This window comes from Paracoccus shanxieyensis, from assembly GCF_009711265.1.
Lineage (GTDB): Bacteria > Pseudomonadota > Alphaproteobacteria > Rhodobacterales > Rhodobacteraceae > Paracoccus > Paracoccus shanxieyensis.
In genome coordinates, this window is the sequence record NZ_WMII01000004.1 from 67,569 (window position 1) to 84,204 (window position 16,636).

A 16,636-nucleotide genomic window follows, 5' to 3' on the forward strand; every position below is an offset into this window, starting at 1 on the left:
GAGCGACCGGAAGGGATTTGAGCCGGTGCGGTCGAGAGAGAGCGCCGTGCGGCTCGGTCCTATTCCGCTCTCCCAAGGAATCTCCGATGAACATGATCTCTGCTTCCGCGGCGGCCTCCGCCGCCGCGCCGCTTCCACTCGACCATGACGCCGAGACGGCTGCTTCCACCTTCACCGCTGCCGGTTTCCTGCTGCCGCATCTCGAACGCGGTCAGCGTGTCGATGCCGCAACCCTGCGCGGCGCCATGGAAGCGGCCTTCGGCGCTTCCGATGCCACCGGCGCCTGGAACTGGAAGACCGCCTATGATGCCTGCGAGGCGGCGACCGTCCTCTTCCTGCGCAAATACGGCGCTGCGCTTTTCCGCAGAGCCGGGTCATCGGCGGCTATCCTGCCGCAGCTCGGCAAGATCGCCGGGCTCCTGCCGACGCATACACGCCGGTCGGAGGAAGCCCAGACCTTCCAGCAGTTCTCCACCCCGATCCCGCTTGGCTTTGCGGCGGTGACGGCGGCGGCGATCACTCCTGCCGACCGGGTGCTGGAGCCCTCGGCCGGCACCGGGCTCCTCGCCATTCTGGCCGAGATCGCCGGCGGCACGCTGCTCCTCAACGAACTCGCCGAGATGCGCGCCGGCCTGCTTTCCTCTCTCTTTCCGGCCCTCTCCGTGACCCGCTTCGACGCCGCCCAGATCGACGATCACCTCGATCCCGGCCTGGTCCCGACCGTCGTGCTGATGAACCCGCCGTTCTCGGTCATGGTGAATGTCGAGGGCCGCATGGCCGATGCCGCCTTCCGCCATGTCGCCTCGGCGCTGGCGCGCCTTGCGCCCGGCGGGCGGCTTGTGACCATCACCGGGGCGAGCTTCGCCGCCGACAATCCGGCATGGACCGCCTCCTGGACCCGGCTGCAGGAGCGCGGCCGCGTCACCTTTTCCGCCGCAGTCGATGGGTCGGTCTATGCCAAGCATGGCACCACGATCCCAACCCGGCTGACCGTCATCGACAAGCTGCCCGCCGACGACCCTGCGGTGTTTCCGACAGCAATCGGAGTCGCGCCGGACGTGGCGACGCTGATGGGCTGGCTGGCGGATCAGTTGCCCGCGCGGCTGCCGGTCGATCCCGGCGTTGCCGTGCCGATCGCGCGGCCTGCCGTCCCCCGCACCGTGCGCGGCTATGTCAACCGAACGGCGAGGGCTGCGCCCGCCGCGCCGCTGGCCGAGCCGGAGGGGGTGCCGCTCGCCTATGAGACCGTCGATTGGGCACCGGCCGAAGACGGCCGCCTCTCCGATGCGATCTATGAGGAATACGGTCTCCAGACCATCCGCATCGCCGGCGCGCAGGCGCATCCGACCCAGCTCGTGCAATCGGCGTCGATGGCGAGCATCGCGCCGCCGAAGCCGAGCTACCGGCCGATGCTGCCAGCCGACATTCTCGGCAAGCTGTCCGAGGCGCAACTGGAAACCGTGATCTATGCCGGCGAGGCCCATACGGGCTTCCTCGCCGGGGCCTGGACGGTCGATGACACGCTCGACAGCCTGTCCGCCGCGCCGGAGGAGGCCGAGGGTGCCATCCGTTTCCGCCAAGGGTTCATGGTCGGCGACGGCACTGGTGTCGGCAAGGGCCGGGAATCCGCTGCCATCATCCTCGACAACTGGATGCAAGGGCGGCGTAAGGCGGTCTGGATATCGAAGTCGGACAAGCTGCTGGAGGACGCCCAAAGGGACTGGAGCGCCCTCGGCATGGAGCGGCTGCTGGTCACGCCGCTGTCGCGCTTCCTACAAGGCAAGCCGATCACTCTGGGCGAAGGCCTCCTATTTTTAACCTATGCCACGCTGCGCTCCGACGACCGCGGCGAAAGGGTTTCGCGCGTCAAACAGATCGTCGAATGGTTGGGCTCCGACTTCGATGGGGTCATCATCTTCGACGAGGCGCATGCCATGGCCAACGCCGCCGGCGGCAAGGGAGAACGCGGTGATGTCGCCGCCAGCCAGCAGGGTCGCGCCGGGCTGCGCCTCCAGCATGCCCTGCCGCAGGCCCGCGTCGTCTATGTCTCGGCCACCGGCGCCACCACCGTCCACAACCTCGCCTATGCGCAGCGCCTGGGCCTCTGGGGCGGCGAGGATTTCCCGTTCTCGACCAGGGCGGAATTCGTCGAGGCGATCGAGGCCGGTGGCGTCGCGGCAATGGAGGTGCTGGCCCGCGACCTGCGCGCCCTCGGCCTCTACACCGCCCGTTCGCTGTCATTCAAAGGCGTGGAATACGAGCTGCTCGACCATGAGCTGACCCCGGAGCAGATCCGCATCTACGACAGCTACGCCGATGCCTTCGCCATCATCCACAACAACCTGGATGCCGCGATGCAGGCCGCCAACATCACCGGCGGCGACGGCGGCTCCGGCACGCTGAACCGGCAGGCCAAATCCGCCGCCCGCTCGGCCTTCGAGAGCGCCAAGCAGCGCTTTTTCGGGCACCTGCTCACGTCGATGAAAACCCCGACGCTGATCCGCTCGATCACCAGCGATCTGGAGGCGGGCCATTCCTCCGTCATCCAGATCGTTTCGACCGGCGAGGCGCTGATGGAACGGAGGCTCGCCGAGATCCCCACCGAGGAATGGGGCGACCTGAAAATGGACCTGTCGCCGCGCGAATATGTCCTCGACTACCTCGCCCATTCCTTCCCGGTCCAGCTCTACGAGCCGTTCACGGATTCGGAGGGCAACCTGTCGTCTCGCCCGGTCTATCGCGACGGCCAGCCAGTCGAAAGCCGGGAGGCCGTGGCGCGGCGCGACGAGATGATCGCAAGCCTCGCCAGCCTGCCGCCGGTCCCCGGCGCGCTCGACCAGATCATCCAGCATTTCGGCACTGACACCGTGGCCGAGGTCACTGGCCGCTCGCGCCGGATCGTTCGCAAGCGCAGCGTGACCATCGACCGGCTGGTCGTGGAGAATCGCGCCGGTTCGGCCAATCTCGCCGAGACCCAGGCGTTCATGGATGATGGCAAGCGTGTGCTGGTGTTCAGCGACGCCGGCGGCACCGGGCGCAGCTACCACGCCGAACTCTCGGCGAAGAACACCCGGCTGCGCGTCCACTATCTCCTCGAAGCGGGCTGGAAGGCCGATGCCGCCATCCAAGGGCTTGGCCGCACGCACCGCACCAATCAGGCGCAACCGCCGCTGTTCCGGCCGATCTCGACCAATGTGAAAGCCGAGAAGCGATTTCTCTCGACCATCGCCCGCCGCCTCGACACCTTGGGTGCGATCACGCGCGGCCAGCGCCAGACCGGCGGTCAGGGCCTGTTCCGCCCGGAAGACAATCTGGAGAGCCACTACGCCCGCGACGCGCTGCGCCAGCTCTATCTCCTGCTGGTGCGGGGCAAGGTCGAGGGATGCAGCTTGGAGCGGTTCGAGGCCGCAACGGGGCTGAAGCTGATGGACTCGAACGGCATCAAGGATGATTTGCCGGCGATCACCACGTTTCTCAACCGTTTGCTCGCCCTGACCATTGAGCTTCAGGGCGTGCTGTTCACCGCCTTCGAGCAGCTTCTGACCGCGCGGATTGAGGGCGCCATCGCCTCGGGCACCTATGATGCCGGACTGGAGACGCTGCGCGCCGAAAGCTTCGTGGTGGCGGACCGGCAGGTGATCTACACCCATCCGCGCACCGGGGCCGAGACCAGCCTGCTGACTATCACCGAACGCAAGCGCAACCGGCCGGTGACGCTCGACGCCGCCTTGGCCGAACTCGATGATCCGCGTGCGAAGCTGCTGATCAACGAGCGCTCGGGTCGCGCGGCGGTGCAGATCCCCAGCACGAGCGTCATGCTGGATGATGGCGAGATCGAGCGCCGCGTCCGCCTGATCCGGCCGATGGAGGCCCATAACGTCCCGGTCAGAATGATGGGCGAAACCCATTGGGTCGAGGCCGACCGGGACGTCTTCGCATCGGCTTGGGAGGCCGAGGTTGCAGAAGTGCCGGAGTTTGCCGACAGCACCCTGCATATGGTCACGGGCTTGTTGCTGCCGATCTGGAAGCGGTTGCCCAATGACTCCACCCGCGTCTATCGGCTCCAGTCTGACGCCGGCGAGCGCATCATCGGCCGGAAGGTCTCTCCAGCCTGGGCCGCGAACGCGACCAAGACCGGAACCGCATCGGTCACGCCGGATGATGCCTTTGCGGCGCTGATGGAAGGTCGGACGATCCTCGATCTCGCCGAGGGCCTTCAGCTTCGGCGGGTCTGCGTCATGGGCGCGAACCGGATCGAACTCTCCGGCTTTACCGACATGATGCGTCAGCGCCTCTCGGCCTATGGCCTCTTCCACGAAATCATCTCATGGAAGCTGCGCATGTTCGTTCCAGTCGATGGGACTGGCCCTGCCGTTCTCGGCAAGGTTCTCGACCGCTGGCCGGTCGAGCGCATCGGCGAGCGGGAGGCAGCATGATGCCCCGTCACGATGTCTCGGAACTGGCGATCCGTCTCGGTCGGGAGGCCGAGGCGGTCTGCCGCCATTATCTGTCGTCCGGCCAGCGCGCCGGACGATACTGGCTGGTCGGCGATGTGCAAAACACGCCTGGGCGATCCATGTTTGTCCGCCTCACCGGGCCTGAATCCGGCAAGGGCGCGGCGGGGAAGTGGACCGACATGGCCACTGGGGAGCATGGCGATCTGCTCGACATCATCCGGCAATCGCTTGGCCTCGTCGACTTCAAGGACGTGGCCGAGGAAGCGCGCCGTTTCCTCGCTCTCCCGCATCCCGAACCGGAGAAGACGAAGACGCCGACCGGCAGCACGTCCAGCGTGGCGTCCGGTTCGCCTGAAGCGTCTCGCCGCCTCTTCGCCATGGCGCAGCCGATCGGCGGCACGCTTGCGGAGATCTACCTGCGCGGGCGGGCGATCACCCGCCTCTCGGGCACCGCCGCGCTGCGCTACCATCCCCGGTGCTATTACAGGCCCGATGAGCATTCGCCCACCGAGATCAGGCCGGCACTCGTCGCCGCCGTCACCGATCTCTCCGGCCACCAGACCGGCGCGCATCGCACCTGGCTCGCCCCGGACGGTTCCGGCAAGGCACCTGTCGAAACACCGCGGCGGGCGATGGGCGACCTTCTCGGCCACGCAGTCCGCTTCGACACTGCCGCTGAGGTTCTCGTAGCCGGCGAGGGCATCGAGACCGTGCTGTCGCCCCGTCAGGTTCTGCCCCACATGCCGATGCTGGCGGCGCTTTCAGCCGCTCACCTCGCTGCCATCCTGTTCCCGCCGTCCCTGCGCCGGCTCTATGTCCTGCGCGATCGCGACCCGGCCGGGGACGGCGCAAGAGACAGCCTCGCCTCCAGAGCAGCGAGCTTCGGGATCGAGGCGGTCACGCTCACGCCGGTCGAGGGCGACTTCAACGATGATCTGCGACGCCGTGGCGCCGATGCCCTCAGGGCGGCCCTGAAGGATCAGCTTCATCCCGAGGACATCCGCCGTTTCATGGAGCGGTGAGGATGTAATCGTTCTCGGAGGCGCGGCCCAACTCGTCGCCTGCCGGTTTCGTTCGCTGGCCATCGGCAGGCGCATCCTTCGTCGGAGAGGCCCGCACCCACGGCCTTCTGAGAGGGCGATCGGCGCACAAACGGGCCGGGCAGGCAATGGCCGCTTTCGGACTATTTTCCGCCGGCGGGGACGAGCCCCGCCTTTGCATCGCGAAAGTCAAAATAGTCCGAACCCGGCCATCGAGGCCCTCGCGGAGTGGGCGAGGGCTGCCAACCCGTCCCGCCCGTGCGCGTCGACGCCTGCGAAGGCCGCGATGGGCGCGGTCTCCAGACAAAGGACGCTCCCGATGACGAACGAAACCTATTCCGCAGGCGACGAGCCGGTCCACACCTCCTCCCAGACCGATCACGCCCTCACCGAACTCCAGCTCTACGGCTGGCGTCCTTTCCAGGACGAACCCGATCCCAGGCCGCTGCCCGAAGGCAATACCGTCGCCAGTGCCGTCACCGACATCTTCGACGCCCTCGTCGCGACGCTCGGCGACACCCGCTTAGAGCCCGATCTCGAAGAGCTGCTCTGGGGGACGGTCAATCTCTTTCACCGCGCCGCCAGCCGGGTGGAACGCGATCTCGACGACAACGAGCAGGCGCAGCGCCGGATGCAGCGGGAACAGGACGGCAGCGAGGTGAAGTCGGTCGAACTCGAACGCCTCACGGCAGAGGGACAGACCCTCATCGAACGGCGCAACAGCATGGAACTCTTCCGCGATCTCGCCGCCGAGGCTTTCGAACACCACACCGGCAGCGCCTGGCGGCCGCGCAGCGGCTCGATGGTCAACCATCGCAACCTGACCGCCGCGATGATCGACAGCCGCGACTTCCTTGCCGCGAAACGCCGCGCCGAGACCGAGGTGATGCTGCCTGCCGGTCCCAAGGTGGCCGTGACCGGCGGCGCCGGTTTCAACGATCACCGGCTGATCTGGGGGCGGCTCGATCAGGTCCATGCCAAGCACCCGGAGATGGTCTTGCTGCACGGCGGCACCCCGAAAGGCGCGGAACTGATCGCCTCCCGCTGGGCAGACCACCGCAAGGTGCCGCAGGTCGCCTTCCGGCCCGACTGGACGAAGCACGGCAAGGCCGCACCCTTCAAGCGCAACGACGCGATGCTGGATGTGCTGCCGGTTGGCATCCTCGTCTTCCCCGGCACCGGGATTCAGGAGAATCTCGCCGACAAGGCCCGCAAGCTCGGCATCCCGGTCATGAAGTTCGACGGCGGCGCGTAAGCGCCGCCGTTCGGCGGCTTTCAGCCGCCAAACCTTGACAGGAAGCGAGGTCGAGCCTCTATTGGAGCATCCTTGTAGAACCGGCGAAGCAGAATAGTCGCAGGCGGAGCGCATCTCCCGGCAGCCTGTCGTGATCCTCAACCGTTCGCTGGAGGTTTCCATGACGTTGATCCTGCTCGCCATCTCTTTGACCATCACGGCCTGCGTGATCGCCTACAATCTCGCGATCTACGCTTTGCCCGTCATGTCGGCCATTACTGCCGCGCAATACGCGTGGGGCGCGGGAGCCGGCGTCCTGATGTCCGGTTTCGCTGCGCTCGGTGCGGCCCTGCTGTCCATCGTCTTGGTGATCGCGGTCCTGGGCTTTGCCAAGAACCCTGTTCTTCGCCTCATCGCGCTTGCCCTCTTCGCGGTGCCCGCCGTCATAGCTGGCTACGCGCTCGTCTATGGCGTCACGAAGAACGCCATAGACTCGACCCTCGCGCTCAACCTTCTGGGCGGCGTGGGCGGCCTGGTCATCGGCGTCTCGGCCATCATCAATCTGAACGCGCTCGGCGAGTCGGTGTTCTCGCGCTGAGCCGGCGTGCGCGATCCCGCAGTCTCATGGAAACCCGACGGCTGGACCACCGGGCTCCGGGCTTCCTGCTCAGAATGGGAAATCATGTCATCGCGGTCACGCTGCCGTCTTTCTCGACCTGCTTTGCCCGGCTCTGGAAGCCGGTCATCGGCGTGAATCCCGCTGACGCCGTGCAGTCGATGGCCAGCCGCATCCTTCCACTTCATTTCGTGAACACAGCCGCAATCACCTTCAAACCCTTGCCGCAATACTGCCGGACCTGACCTCGTGCCATTGATGCAGGTGATGCGATGCCGGTTCCGCGCTCCAGACCCGATAGCCCTTCTCGTCACGGGCCACACAGCCTTCCAGCGGGGCGTGAACATGACGGGGAAGTGGGTTAGATCGGGATGCCCGGTGGCATGGATACGGGTTCCAAGGGCCAGCACGCTGCTGCTACCGGCAGGGATGCCAGTTCTGCTGCGCGTCCCCGATTGGCTCTCGAAGGCACCAATCCCTCCGACTGACTGATCCCCTAAGTCCGTTCGGTTTCCACCAGCAACCCCGGCGGCTCCGGACCGTGTTGCCGCGCGAGCGCGGCTGCCCGCCCCACTCCGGGCCTTAGGGGCGAGCTGCCGCAAGGGCGGCAGTTGCGGGAGTCTCCCGACGGCCTTGGCCGGGTCTCGTCGGAGGGATGGTCCCTCCGAGGAGCAACGGAGACTTACAATGCAGAACATCGTCATCCTCGCCGGCAACATCGGTCAGGCCCCCGAAACCCGCACCACCCAGGGCGGCACCTCGATCACCCACTTCAGCCTCGCCACGTCGCGCCCCAAATACTCGGAAGGCCGCGTGGTCCGTGACGAGAAGGGCTATCGGGTTCAGGACACGGAATGGCACCGCATCACCTGCTTCAACGGCCTCGGCAAGACGGTCCAGCAGTATTGCGACACGGGCATGAAGGTTCTGGTTCGCGGCCGCATCCACTACACGAAGTGGAAGGATGCGGAGGGCAACGACCGCTACGGCTGCGAGATCATCGCCGAGACCGTCGATTTCCTGAGCCGGGCGAAGCAGACCGAGAACGACGACGGCAAGTTCATCGACGACGATGACATCCCGTTCTGAGCGGGAAGCCAGAGGCCCGGCGGCGCAAGCCGCCGGGCCTTCCATGTTTACGGTGGGTCGCGCCCGCCGGCTCAGCGCAAGATTCCCCACCGGAACGCCATGCGCCTTCGCGCCCGGCGCTCCGATTTCCTTGCCGGAGCATCGGATCATTTCCAAAAACAGGAAACCACTTTTTGGTCCGATGCTCCCCGAATGAGTAGGGGGCAAGCCGCCCCTCTCAAACTCGCCCCATGAAGGTGCAGGGCTACGCCCCGCCCCCTCCAACTCCCTACCCATGGAGGGGAGACCCCTCCAAACCTCCCCTTTGGCGTTGCGCTGAATAATGTCGCGACCCCTGGTCGGGGCCGCGGGCTCCTCTCTCTCTGACTTCGGATCATGCACCAGCCACTCCGGCGTCAAGGACTTCGCGGTCCCCCAATTTTCAGCCGACGCCCAAGAACATCGTCAGAAAATCGGCTCCACCACTCGCCGCCGCTGGCGGTCGGCTTACGCGATCCCTGACCCCTCGCGGCAACAGTGCAGGCTCCTCCCGTCAGAACGAAAGGAGAAACAAATGTCTGATCTCGATTTCCTCAATCTCTCAAGAAAGCTTGGCCGCATCAGAACCAGGGTGCGCAAGAACTACTTCAGGTGCGACACTCGCTTTTCGCAGTCCCTCCATGAAAAGCTGCTTCTTGCCCTCAACGGCCATCTCAAGACTTGCCGCGAGGGCGCAAAGGTCCAGCGGCGGCTACGGAACGAAAGCGATCCGACGGTGCGCGAGTCCCTTGAACAGACCCTCGGCGACTGCATGGGCGATCTCGAATCCGGCGGCCGGGGGTTCTATCCTTGGCATCTGCTGGATGCCGTCGATGGTGACCCGGACTTCGGCGGATACCACCACCCCGTTGCGGCCATGTGGTGCAATGGCCCGATCCCGGAATGGATGACCGTCGAGGACAAGCATCTGTCCGGCCTTGGTCCCATCCTCCGGCAGATCGCTGCCCAGACAGGTATCCGCTTCACCACCTATCTCTGCGATGCCAGCATTGGCCCCGATGGCGCGGGGCAACTCGACCCCGAGATCTACGAGCGCCCGGTCAGCAACTTCCGATACCGATACCGATAGCGAGGTGGCGGGCGGCGGAAGCCGCTCGCCACCTTTTCCCCTGTCGTAATAGCCATACCGACCGGATCGACCGCTCGGCAGGGCTTATGAAAGGGGGGCAAGCCGCCCCTCTCAAACTCACCCCATGAAGGTGCAGGGCAAAGCCCCGCCCCCTCAAACTCCCCCACCCATGGAGGGGAAACCCCTCCAAACCTCCCCTTCGGTTCCACCGAATATTGTCGCGGCCCCTAGTCGGGGCCGCGGGCTCTTCTCTCTCTGACTTCGGATCATGCACCAGCCACTCCGGCGTCAAGGACTTCACGGTCCCCCCAATTTTCAGCCGATACCCAAGGGCATCGTCAGAAAATCGGCTCCCCCGCTCGCCGCCGCTGGCGGTCGCTGCGCGATCCCTGACCCCTCGCGGCTACGGTGCCCGACCCTCCCGTCAGCGAGAGAAAGGAGCATGACATGACCGAACAAAAGATCATCCGTATCGACGGGGGCAGCGCCGAATACTGGCGCGATCGCAAGCAGGCTTTCGGGCTTATCCGCGATGCCGAGCTTGCCGCAAAGCGTCTGGCCGAGGCGCCGATGTATCTGCACGGCGGCTACGACGAGGATGGCGACGTTATCCCCATCGAAAACCTCGGTCCCCACGACGATATGGAGGACGCGATCTGGGCCATCGAGGCCGATCCGACTGCGGTGAGCATCCTCGTTGCGCAGGGGCGCACGAGCATCGGCGGTCACGAGATCGGGGCTGTGGTTCGCGGTTTCGAACCGGACTACGGGCACATCGAGGACCCGGAGAGCAATCCGCTCTGGGGACCGGATACCGACTGACCCTTCGACGAGAGGCGGCGAAAGCCGCCTCTCGTCTTTGCTTCGTCGTCAAAGCCCTGCCGGCCGGATCGACCGGCCCGCAGGGCTGATGAAAGGGGCACGCCCCTCTCAACGCTCTCCCATGAAGGAAGGGGCAAGCCCCCTCCTTCAAACATCCTCCCCAAGGGAAGGGCTGAAGCCCCTCCCTTGAACCCTCCCATGGGAAGGAGGCGACGGTTCCCTCGCCCTCCTTCCCAAACCCATCCTCCTCTCCCTGGGCCAGGCCATTCTGGCCGCGCCGATACGCTGTCGTATGTCCGACCGAATCAGATGGCTGCCTATCCCGCCACTGCGAGGTTGATCACGACGATTCCAGCCGAATTTCGAGTGGAATTTGAAGGCAGAGCGACTATTATAGTCGTAGTTCTGGAGTGCGTGCAGGTCTCGGTGGGAGGTGATCATGTATGATCACCGCTCGCCAATCACGGGCCGCACGCGCGTTGCTGGGTTGGACACAGGAGACGCTCGCTGACAAGGCCCAGGTCGCATTGACCGCACTCAAACGCCTCGAATCCCAAAATGGGCTTGAGGTGTTCGAGACGACTCGCGATCAGGTTCGCCGCGCTCTCGAAGCGGCCGGCATCGTTTTCCTGTCAACGGATAAGGGCGAAGGCGTCTTGCTCCTGCACGAGCGGAGCCCGACGCCGGGTTAGCGTCGTGGCCTGCGCATTGACCCGTTGCCCATAAAAAGAATGGCTATCTCCCGCCGGAGATGGTTAACAAATACGTTATCCGATCGTGAGCGACTGATGGGACAAGCGACACAGACATTTCTTGACGAACCACCGTCCAGCCAAACGCTGACACCATATGATCGAGAACACATGAAGCTCTATATGCGCCTGCTCGACGCAGCGCGCGATGGCGCCGACTGGCGCGAAGCGGTTCGAATCCTCTTCAATCTCGATCCAGAGCGTGATCCCGAGCGTAGCCGCCGCGTTCATGACGCGCATCTCGCACGAGCGCGTTGGATGACCGAGCGCGGCTATCGCGAACTGGTCCGCGAAAGTCAGCACCGAACATCATAGCGATGCGCGGGACGCATCACCTGTTGATCCCGACCCAGCTTCCTCAATTCAACCCGAACGGGAATCGTAGAGTCTCTCCAACTTCCTGAGCTGTGACGTGGGAGGCTCCGATGACACCCAACGCATCTACCTGGCGTTCTTCGGCAGACTACGAGCATCTGGATGTGCTGACGCCATCCGATCTGGCTTGGGAGTGGCTCCGCCGCAACGATGCCTATGACGCTGATTTTGAGGCATCGGCCTCTGGCCAGGGAGATCCCGAACCGCTGACCGAACGAATCCGGCAGCGGTGGGGACTCCGATTTCCCCGTCGATCCGCTGGCTGCGCCACCTGACGCCAAGGTATTATGGCTTCCGCAGGAGGACACGAGCGTCGTCATACTGGCGAACGCGCCATCGGAATTTGACGAGCAAATCGGTCTCGCAGCTACCGTGATCTGGCGCGCCCATCCTCGCTCGCAACCTACGGATGAGGACTACCGGCTCGATATTGGCAACGGACAGCATCTGCAGATCCTCGACTGCACGGCCGGCGACGACAGGATCGCCGTCGCCATCGTTCCGCTCGGCCTGGACGGCTTCGACCGGATCGAAGCCGTCCGCCGCTTCCTCTCCGCCCTACATGGCCGCGCCATTCCTCCCGATACGCGGCTGACCCGGCAGCAGCGCATACGCCTGCGACGGATGCTTCGCGCCTTTGACGGACACAGGGCGGGCGCCACACAGCAGGAAATCGCGCAAGTCATCCTGAAGATCGGGCCGCTCGACCGCGATGAATGGCAGGCGTCTTCGGCCCGCCACACGATCAAGGCGCTTCTGCGCGACGCCCATTCCATGGTCGCGGGCGGCTATCGAAAACTCCTGCGTCATCGTCGCCAACGCTAGCGTAGTTCGACGCCTGGGCTGGTGGGCGATTTCGATACCCATCAACTTCGCCCTGCAACTCGCCGGCCTCCCTCCGCCACCGTGGTCGTTGTCCCGCCGCTGACTCGCAGTGGCCGTTCCCAACAGCCCGGAGGCCCGATCATGCCACATGAACCCGTCGTTTTGCCGCCGCGCTTCCTGCGCACCAAGGAGGCTGCGGATTTTCTCAGCCTTTCGGCCCGGACGCTCGAAAAACACCGCACCTACGGGACCGGCCCTGCCTATCGCAAGCTCGGCGGCCGGGTTGTCTATGCCATCGACGATCTCGAAGCCTGGACCGAGCGCGGTGCGGTAACCTCCACCTCCGATCCCCGTGGCTCCGTGCTGCCCGCCAAGCGCCACGCCCTTCCGACCGGCCCGCAGGTCGGGCGCTCCGCCCGCTGATCGCACCCAGTTCCCTTCATGGTGGCGCGACGTCGATCCCTTTCCGAGCGCGGGCAGCTCGACCTGTTCAGGGCGCTCCCCGGCGACTTCGCGCCACGAGACGCGCAGGATCTCATGGCCTATCCCTTCTTCTCCCTCGGCAAGTCAAAACGTGTCGCGCCCATCGACTTCGCCGCCGGCAATGTGACGATCCGGGTCGAGGCGGTCCCCGATCATGGCATGGCGACGATCTGGGATGCGGACATCCTGATCTGGGCCGCCAGCCAGATCGTCGAAGCCCGTGATACCGGGCTTCGGACGTCCCGGCTGATGGCCGCCACGCCTTACGAAATCCTCACCTATGTCGGGCGCGGCACGTCGCTGCGCGACTACCAGCGCCTGAAGGCCGCACTCGACCGGCTGCAATCGACCACCATTTCCACCTCGATCCGGCAACCAGCTGAAGGCCGCCGGCATCGCTTCTCCTGGATCAACGAATGGCAGGAGCGCACCGACCGCAACGGCCGCCCCGATGGTATCGAGATGATCGTGCCGGACTGGTTCTATCAGGCCGTCCTCGACGACGCGCTCGTGCTGACCATCGACCGGACCTATTTCGACCTGACCGGCGGACTCGACCGATGGCTCTACCGCCTAGTGCGTAAGCACGGCGGCCGCCAGCGTGAGGGTTGGCGCTTCGACTTCCGCCACCTCCATCAGAAGTCCGGCAGCATGTCGCCATTCAAACGCTTCGCTTTTGAGTTGCGCGACATCATCCGACGCCAGCCCTTGCCGGGCTACCGGCTCTTTCTGGAAGCCGAGATCGGCGGGCGCATGCTGCTCGCCTTCGAGCCGACACCGGCCTGTGGAAAACCTGTGAATGGCCTCGTGCTATCGGGAACCCGGACTATCGTGCTATCGGGAACCCAAGGCTCGTGCTATCGGGAACCGAAATCGGGCTTAACGCCCGAAGACCACTCGCAAAATCGCGCCCTTAACTTAGAGTCTAACAAAGACTCTAACCTTGAAGAGCGCGTGCGCGATGTGGAAAACCTCATCCGCGACACCGCCAGAAGCCTCAGCAGAGCCGCTAGGAACGGCGCATCTGCCACGCCACGCGCTTCCCAGCCGGCCCCTCAGCCCGGCGGAACCGAGGCTTCCGAAGGTTCCGACACACCCCGCCTTCCTCTCGACTTGCCGGGAGGCGGCCAATGATCATCGCACTCCTCAACCAGAAGGGCGGTGTCGGCAAGACCACGCTGGCGCTGCATCTCGCCGGAGAACTGGCGCAGGGCGGAAAGCGCGTCACACTTCTCGATGCCGACCCGCAGGGTTCGGCGCTCGACTGGTCACAGCAACGCGCACGCGAGGGCCTGCCTCGACTGTTCGGCACCGTCGGCCTCGCACGGGACACACTGCACCGCGAGGCACCGGAGATCGCCCGCGATGTCGATCACGTCGTCATCGACGGACCGCCGCGTGTCGCCAGCCTCATGCGCTCCGCGCTCCTCGCCGCCGACCTGGTGCTGATCCCGGTGCAGCCGTCGCCCCTCGATGGCTGGGCCTCGGCCGAAATGCTGGCCCTCCTCGCAGAGGCCCGCATCTATCGGCCCCAACTCGTCGCCCGCTTCGCGCTCAACCGCTGCGGCGCGCGCACCGTCATCGCCCGCGAAACGGCCGAAAGCCTTGCAGATCACGACCCGCCCGTCCTTGCCACCACTGTCGGGCAGCGCGTCGTCTTCGCCGACGCTGCACAGTCAGGTCGTCTCGCAGGCGAGATCGACCGCCAATCTCCTGCCGCGCGTGAAGTCGCAGCGCTCACCGATGAGATTGCGCGGCTGGGCATCGGGAGGGTCGGCCAATGACCATCCTGACCGGCGACTGCCGCGAAGAAATGCCCTGGCACGCTCCCTACGACATGATCCTCGCCGATCCGCCCTATGGCGACACCTCGCTCGCCTGGGACCGGCGCGTCGAGGGCTGGGTCGCGCTGGCGCGCGCCGCCCTCAAGCCGACCGGCTCGCTCTGGGTTTTCGGTTCACTTCGTTCCTTCATGGCGACCGCCGACCACTTCGCCAATGCGGGTCTGCGCATCGCGCAGGAGGTGATCTGGGAGAAGCAGAACGGCACCGGCTTTCACAATGATCGCTTCAAGCGGGTGCATGAGCTGGCCGTCCAGTTCTATCCGGCAGAGAACGCCTGGCGCGACATCTACAACGACGTCCAGACCACGCCCGACGCAACGGCCCGCACGGTGCGGCGCAAGCAGCGTCCACCCCATACCGGCCAGATCGACGCCGGCCATTACATTAGCCATGACGGCGGACCGCGCCTCATGCGCTCGGTCATCTACCTGCGCAACTGCCACGGCCGCGCCATCCATCCGACCGAGAAACCGTCGGCGCTCCTGGAAATCCTGATCCGCACGAGCTGCCCGGAAGGCGGACTTGTCGGTGACTGGTTCGCCGGTTCCGGCGCAGCCGGGGAAGCCTGTCGGCTTTCCGGCCGGAGCTATCTCGGCTGCGAGATCGACGCCGACATGGCCGATCTCGCCCGCGCCCGCATCGCCACCGTGCTGCCGTTCCATGACGGAGCCCCGTCATGACGGCCGGCACGGACAAGCGCGGCTTCGCTACGCGCCCAGCCGATCCCGATGGCTGGATCAAGGCTGGCGATGGACGGCCAGCGCGCGATGGCGCCGCAGCCGCCCATTCCGCCCGGCTGACGATCGACATCACGCCCGAGCTTCGCGGGCGGATCAAGATCGCCGCGTTCGGGCGCGGCACCACCGTCGCGGACATGCTGCGTGACCTGCTTGCGCGCGAGTTTCCCGACACAGCGGGAGACCGCCCATGATCGGTATCGATGCCCATGATGGCGATCTGACCCGCGTGGAACTGACCTGGGTGGAGGGCAGGACCGAATACTGGATCAGGTTCGGCCATGAGGCGGGAACGCAGATCCTCGACCGCAACCGGCGCGTCGTTTCTTTCGGTCCTGGTTCGGTGTTCGCGTTCGTCCGCTGGGCGGCGAACGACCACGGCACGATCATTTCGCGCCTCGACATCCTGCGCGCGGTTGCGCCGGGCGAATCCTATCAGACGCTGCCCTTCGTCCGTCCGGGCGGCGAAATCCTGCTGAAGATCGAAGGCTGGCCGAAGGTTGAGGCCGTCCTTCGCCATGTCGACGGGATCGAGGCCATTGGCGTCGATCCCGCCCAGGTCGATCCCGATCACTGGCGGCATGTCGCCCACTGGATGAACGCAGGCGAAGCGCCGCGTCCTTACACCGCCGAGCGCCATCAGGCATGGCTCCGGCGCCGGGAGATCGCCCCATGACGCGCTTTCGCTATGTCATGGTGACGGCGGCGGCCACGCTGGGGATCGCCATCGCCGGATTCGTTCCGACCGCGCCAAGGCTGCTCTGGAACGCATCGGCCAGCGTGCCGATCGGGTTCTACACCGTCGCGCCCGCTGATCGGATCGAGATGCCCGATCTGGTCGCCGTCATGCCACCTGAGCCGTTCGCGTCCTACATGGTGGACCGCGGCTACGTCGCGCGCGACGTGCCGCTTCTGAAGCGCGTGATCGGCCTGCCCGGACAGCGCGTCTGCCGCGCCGGCCGCGCCATCGCCGTCGATGGTGTTCCGCTCGGCGAAGCACGCGACCGCGACAGCCTCGGCCGAGACCTGCCGGTCTGGCAGGGCTGCCGCGTCATCGCCGAGGGCGAAGTCTTCCTGATGAACCCGGACGTCGGCGACAGCCTCGACGGCCGCTATTTCGGCCCGTTCCCCGCCTCGGCGGTGATCGGCCGCGCGATCCCGCTTTTCACCGACGAAGACGGCGATGGCCGCTTTGTCTGGCGCGCGCCGATGCGGTGACGGCGCGTCCGCTGCGGGGCGTGCGAACGGCCCGCG

Annotated in this window: 18 protein-coding genes; all 18 read left to right on the forward strand. The window is 65.7% G+C overall.

Translation table 11 applies throughout. The features are described from left to right. Nucleotides 1-86 precede the first annotated feature (86 nt). The 18 genes from GL284_RS05460 to GL284_RS05540 all read left to right on the forward strand — a co-directional run bounded on the left by GL284_RS05460 (nucleotide 87) and on the right by GL284_RS05540 (nucleotide 16,600). A complete protein-coding gene (locus GL284_RS05460; protein WP_155043634.1) occupies nucleotides 87-4,436 on the forward strand; it encodes a strawberry notch-like NTP hydrolase domain-containing protein in 4,350 nt (1,449 codons plus the stop codon). Further along, nucleotides 4,436-5,479 carry a DUF7146 domain-containing protein gene (locus GL284_RS05465; protein WP_080620482.1) on the forward strand — a complete coding sequence of 348 codons (1,044 nt, stop codon included), beginning with the start codon at nucleotides 4,436-4,438 and terminating at the stop codon, nucleotides 5,477-5,479. Before GL284_RS05460 ends, GL284_RS05465 begins: the two co-directional genes overlap by 1 nt. A gap of 337 nt (nucleotides 5,480-5,816) precedes the next feature. Continuing rightward, nucleotides 5,817-6,752 (forward strand): DUF2493 domain-containing protein, encoded by a 936-nt coding sequence (locus tag GL284_RS05470; RefSeq protein WP_080620483.1) that lies wholly within the window; start codon nucleotides 5,817-5,819, stop codon nucleotides 6,750-6,752. Between the two features lie 160 nt (nucleotides 6,753-6,912). After that, nucleotides 6,913-7,329, forward strand: a complete 417-nt coding sequence (locus tag GL284_RS05475; protein WP_080622747.1) for a hypothetical protein — start codon at nucleotides 6,913-6,915, stop codon at nucleotides 7,327-7,329. A gap of 705 nt (nucleotides 7,330-8,034) precedes the next feature. Then, the gene (locus GL284_RS05480; RefSeq protein ID WP_080620484.1) at nucleotides 8,035-8,436 is read left to right on the forward strand and encodes a single-stranded DNA-binding protein; all 402 of its coding nucleotides are present in this window, start codon (nucleotides 8,035-8,037) and stop codon (nucleotides 8,434-8,436) included. 553 nt (nucleotides 8,437-8,989) lie between these two features. After that, nucleotides 8,990-9,544 carry a hypothetical protein gene (locus tag GL284_RS05485; RefSeq protein WP_080620485.1) on the forward strand — a complete coding sequence of 185 codons (555 nt, stop codon included), beginning with the start codon at nucleotides 8,990-8,992 and terminating at the stop codon, nucleotides 9,542-9,544. Nucleotides 9,545-9,991: 447 nt separating this feature from the next. Then, on the forward strand, nucleotides 9,992-10,366 hold the full coding sequence (locus tag GL284_RS05490) for a hypothetical protein (RefSeq protein ID WP_080620486.1): 375 nt from the start codon (nucleotides 9,992-9,994) through the stop codon (nucleotides 10,364-10,366). 443 nt (nucleotides 10,367-10,809) lie between these two features. Then, nucleotides 10,810-11,058: a helix-turn-helix domain-containing protein gene (locus GL284_RS05495; RefSeq protein ID WP_080620487.1), complete on the forward strand. Its 249-nt coding sequence runs from the start codon at nucleotides 10,810-10,812 to the stop codon at nucleotides 11,056-11,058. A 96-nt stretch (nucleotides 11,059-11,154) separates the two neighbouring features. Beyond that, a complete protein-coding gene (locus GL284_RS05500; protein ID WP_080620488.1) occupies nucleotides 11,155-11,433 on the forward strand; it encodes a DNA -binding domain-containing protein in 279 nt (92 codons plus the stop codon). Between the two features lie 110 nt (nucleotides 11,434-11,543). Further along, nucleotides 11,544-11,768, forward strand: coding sequence for a transcriptional regulator domain-containing protein (locus tag GL284_RS21455; RefSeq protein WP_080620489.1), 225 nt, complete (start codon nucleotides 11,544-11,546; stop codon nucleotides 11,766-11,768). A gap of 97 nt (nucleotides 11,769-11,865) precedes the next feature. Then, on the forward strand, nucleotides 11,866-12,318 hold the full coding sequence (locus tag GL284_RS05505; RefSeq protein ID WP_226341155.1) for a DUF2285 domain-containing protein: 453 nt from the start codon (nucleotides 11,866-11,868) through the stop codon (nucleotides 12,316-12,318). A 141-nt stretch (nucleotides 12,319-12,459) separates the two neighbouring features. Continuing rightward, the gene (locus GL284_RS05510) at nucleotides 12,460-12,741 is read left to right on the forward strand and encodes a helix-turn-helix transcriptional regulator (protein ID WP_080620491.1); all 282 of its coding nucleotides are present in this window, start codon (nucleotides 12,460-12,462) and stop codon (nucleotides 12,739-12,741) included. Between the two features lie 114 nt (nucleotides 12,742-12,855). Continuing rightward, a complete protein-coding gene (locus tag GL284_RS05515) occupies nucleotides 12,856-13,935 on the forward strand; it encodes a replication initiator protein A (RefSeq protein ID WP_230382923.1) in 1,080 nt (359 codons plus the stop codon). Further along, nucleotides 13,932-14,585, forward strand: coding sequence for a ParA family partition ATPase (parA, locus tag GL284_RS05520; protein ID WP_080620493.1), 654 nt, complete (start codon nucleotides 13,932-13,934; stop codon nucleotides 14,583-14,585). The genes GL284_RS05515 and parA overlap by 4 nt, the downstream gene beginning before the upstream one ends. Then, nucleotides 14,582-15,325: a DNA-methyltransferase gene (locus tag GL284_RS05525; protein ID WP_155043636.1), complete on the forward strand. Its 744-nt coding sequence runs from the start codon at nucleotides 14,582-14,584 to the stop codon at nucleotides 15,323-15,325. Before parA ends, GL284_RS05525 begins: the two co-directional genes overlap by 4 nt. Further along, on the forward strand, nucleotides 15,322-15,576 hold the full coding sequence (locus GL284_RS05530; RefSeq protein ID WP_080620495.1) for a ribbon-helix-helix protein: 255 nt from the start codon (nucleotides 15,322-15,324) through the stop codon (nucleotides 15,574-15,576). The genes GL284_RS05525 and GL284_RS05530 overlap by 4 nt, the downstream gene beginning before the upstream one ends. Next, the gene (locus tag GL284_RS05535; RefSeq protein WP_080620496.1) at nucleotides 15,573-16,058 is read left to right on the forward strand and encodes a DUF2840 domain-containing protein; all 486 of its coding nucleotides are present in this window, start codon (nucleotides 15,573-15,575) and stop codon (nucleotides 16,056-16,058) included. The genes GL284_RS05530 and GL284_RS05535 overlap by 4 nt, the downstream gene beginning before the upstream one ends. Continuing rightward, nucleotides 16,055-16,600: a S26 family signal peptidase gene (locus tag GL284_RS05540; RefSeq protein ID WP_080620497.1), complete on the forward strand. Its 546-nt coding sequence runs from the start codon at nucleotides 16,055-16,057 to the stop codon at nucleotides 16,598-16,600. Before GL284_RS05535 ends, GL284_RS05540 begins: the two co-directional genes overlap by 4 nt. The last annotated feature ends 36 nt before the right edge of the window (nucleotides 16,601-16,636 follow it).

Coding starts and splice junctions, on each gene's coding strand:
- GL284_RS05460 (WP_155043634.1), top strand. CDS start 87: ATGAACATGATCTCTGCTTCCGCGGCGGCCTCCGCCGCCGCGCCGCTT.
- GL284_RS05465 (WP_080620482.1), top strand. CDS start 4,436: ATGCCCCGTCACGATGTCTCGGAACTGGCGATCCGTCTCGGTCGGGAG.
- GL284_RS05470 (WP_080620483.1), top strand. CDS start 5,817: ATGACGAACGAAACCTATTCCGCAGGCGACGAGCCGGTCCACACCTCC.
- GL284_RS05475 (WP_080622747.1), top strand. CDS start 6,913: ATGACGTTGATCCTGCTCGCCATCTCTTTGACCATCACGGCCTGCGTG.
- GL284_RS05480 (WP_080620484.1), top strand. CDS start 8,035: ATGCAGAACATCGTCATCCTCGCCGGCAACATCGGTCAGGCCCCCGAA.
- GL284_RS05485 (WP_080620485.1), top strand. CDS start 8,990: ATGTCTGATCTCGATTTCCTCAATCTCTCAAGAAAGCTTGGCCGCATC.
- GL284_RS05490 (WP_080620486.1), top strand. CDS start 9,992: ATGACCGAACAAAAGATCATCCGTATCGACGGGGGCAGCGCCGAATAC.
- GL284_RS05495 (WP_080620487.1), top strand. CDS start 10,810: ATGATCACCGCTCGCCAATCACGGGCCGCACGCGCGTTGCTGGGTTGG.
- GL284_RS05500 (WP_080620488.1), top strand. CDS start 11,155: ATGGGACAAGCGACACAGACATTTCTTGACGAACCACCGTCCAGCCAA.
- GL284_RS21455 (WP_080620489.1), top strand. CDS start 11,544: ATGACACCCAACGCATCTACCTGGCGTTCTTCGGCAGACTACGAGCAT.
- GL284_RS05510 (WP_080620491.1), top strand. CDS start 12,460: ATGCCACATGAACCCGTCGTTTTGCCGCCGCGCTTCCTGCGCACCAAG.
- GL284_RS05515 (WP_230382923.1), top strand. CDS start 12,856: ATGGCCTATCCCTTCTTCTCCCTCGGCAAGTCAAAACGTGTCGCGCCC.
- parA (WP_080620493.1), top strand. CDS start 13,932: ATGATCATCGCACTCCTCAACCAGAAGGGCGGTGTCGGCAAGACCACG.
- GL284_RS05525 (WP_155043636.1), top strand. CDS start 14,582: ATGACCATCCTGACCGGCGACTGCCGCGAAGAAATGCCCTGGCACGCT.
- GL284_RS05530 (WP_080620495.1), top strand. CDS start 15,322: ATGACGGCCGGCACGGACAAGCGCGGCTTCGCTACGCGCCCAGCCGAT.
- GL284_RS05535 (WP_080620496.1), top strand. CDS start 15,573: ATGATCGGTATCGATGCCCATGATGGCGATCTGACCCGCGTGGAACTG.
- GL284_RS05540 (WP_080620497.1), top strand. CDS start 16,055: ATGACGCGCTTTCGCTATGTCATGGTGACGGCGGCGGCCACGCTGGGG.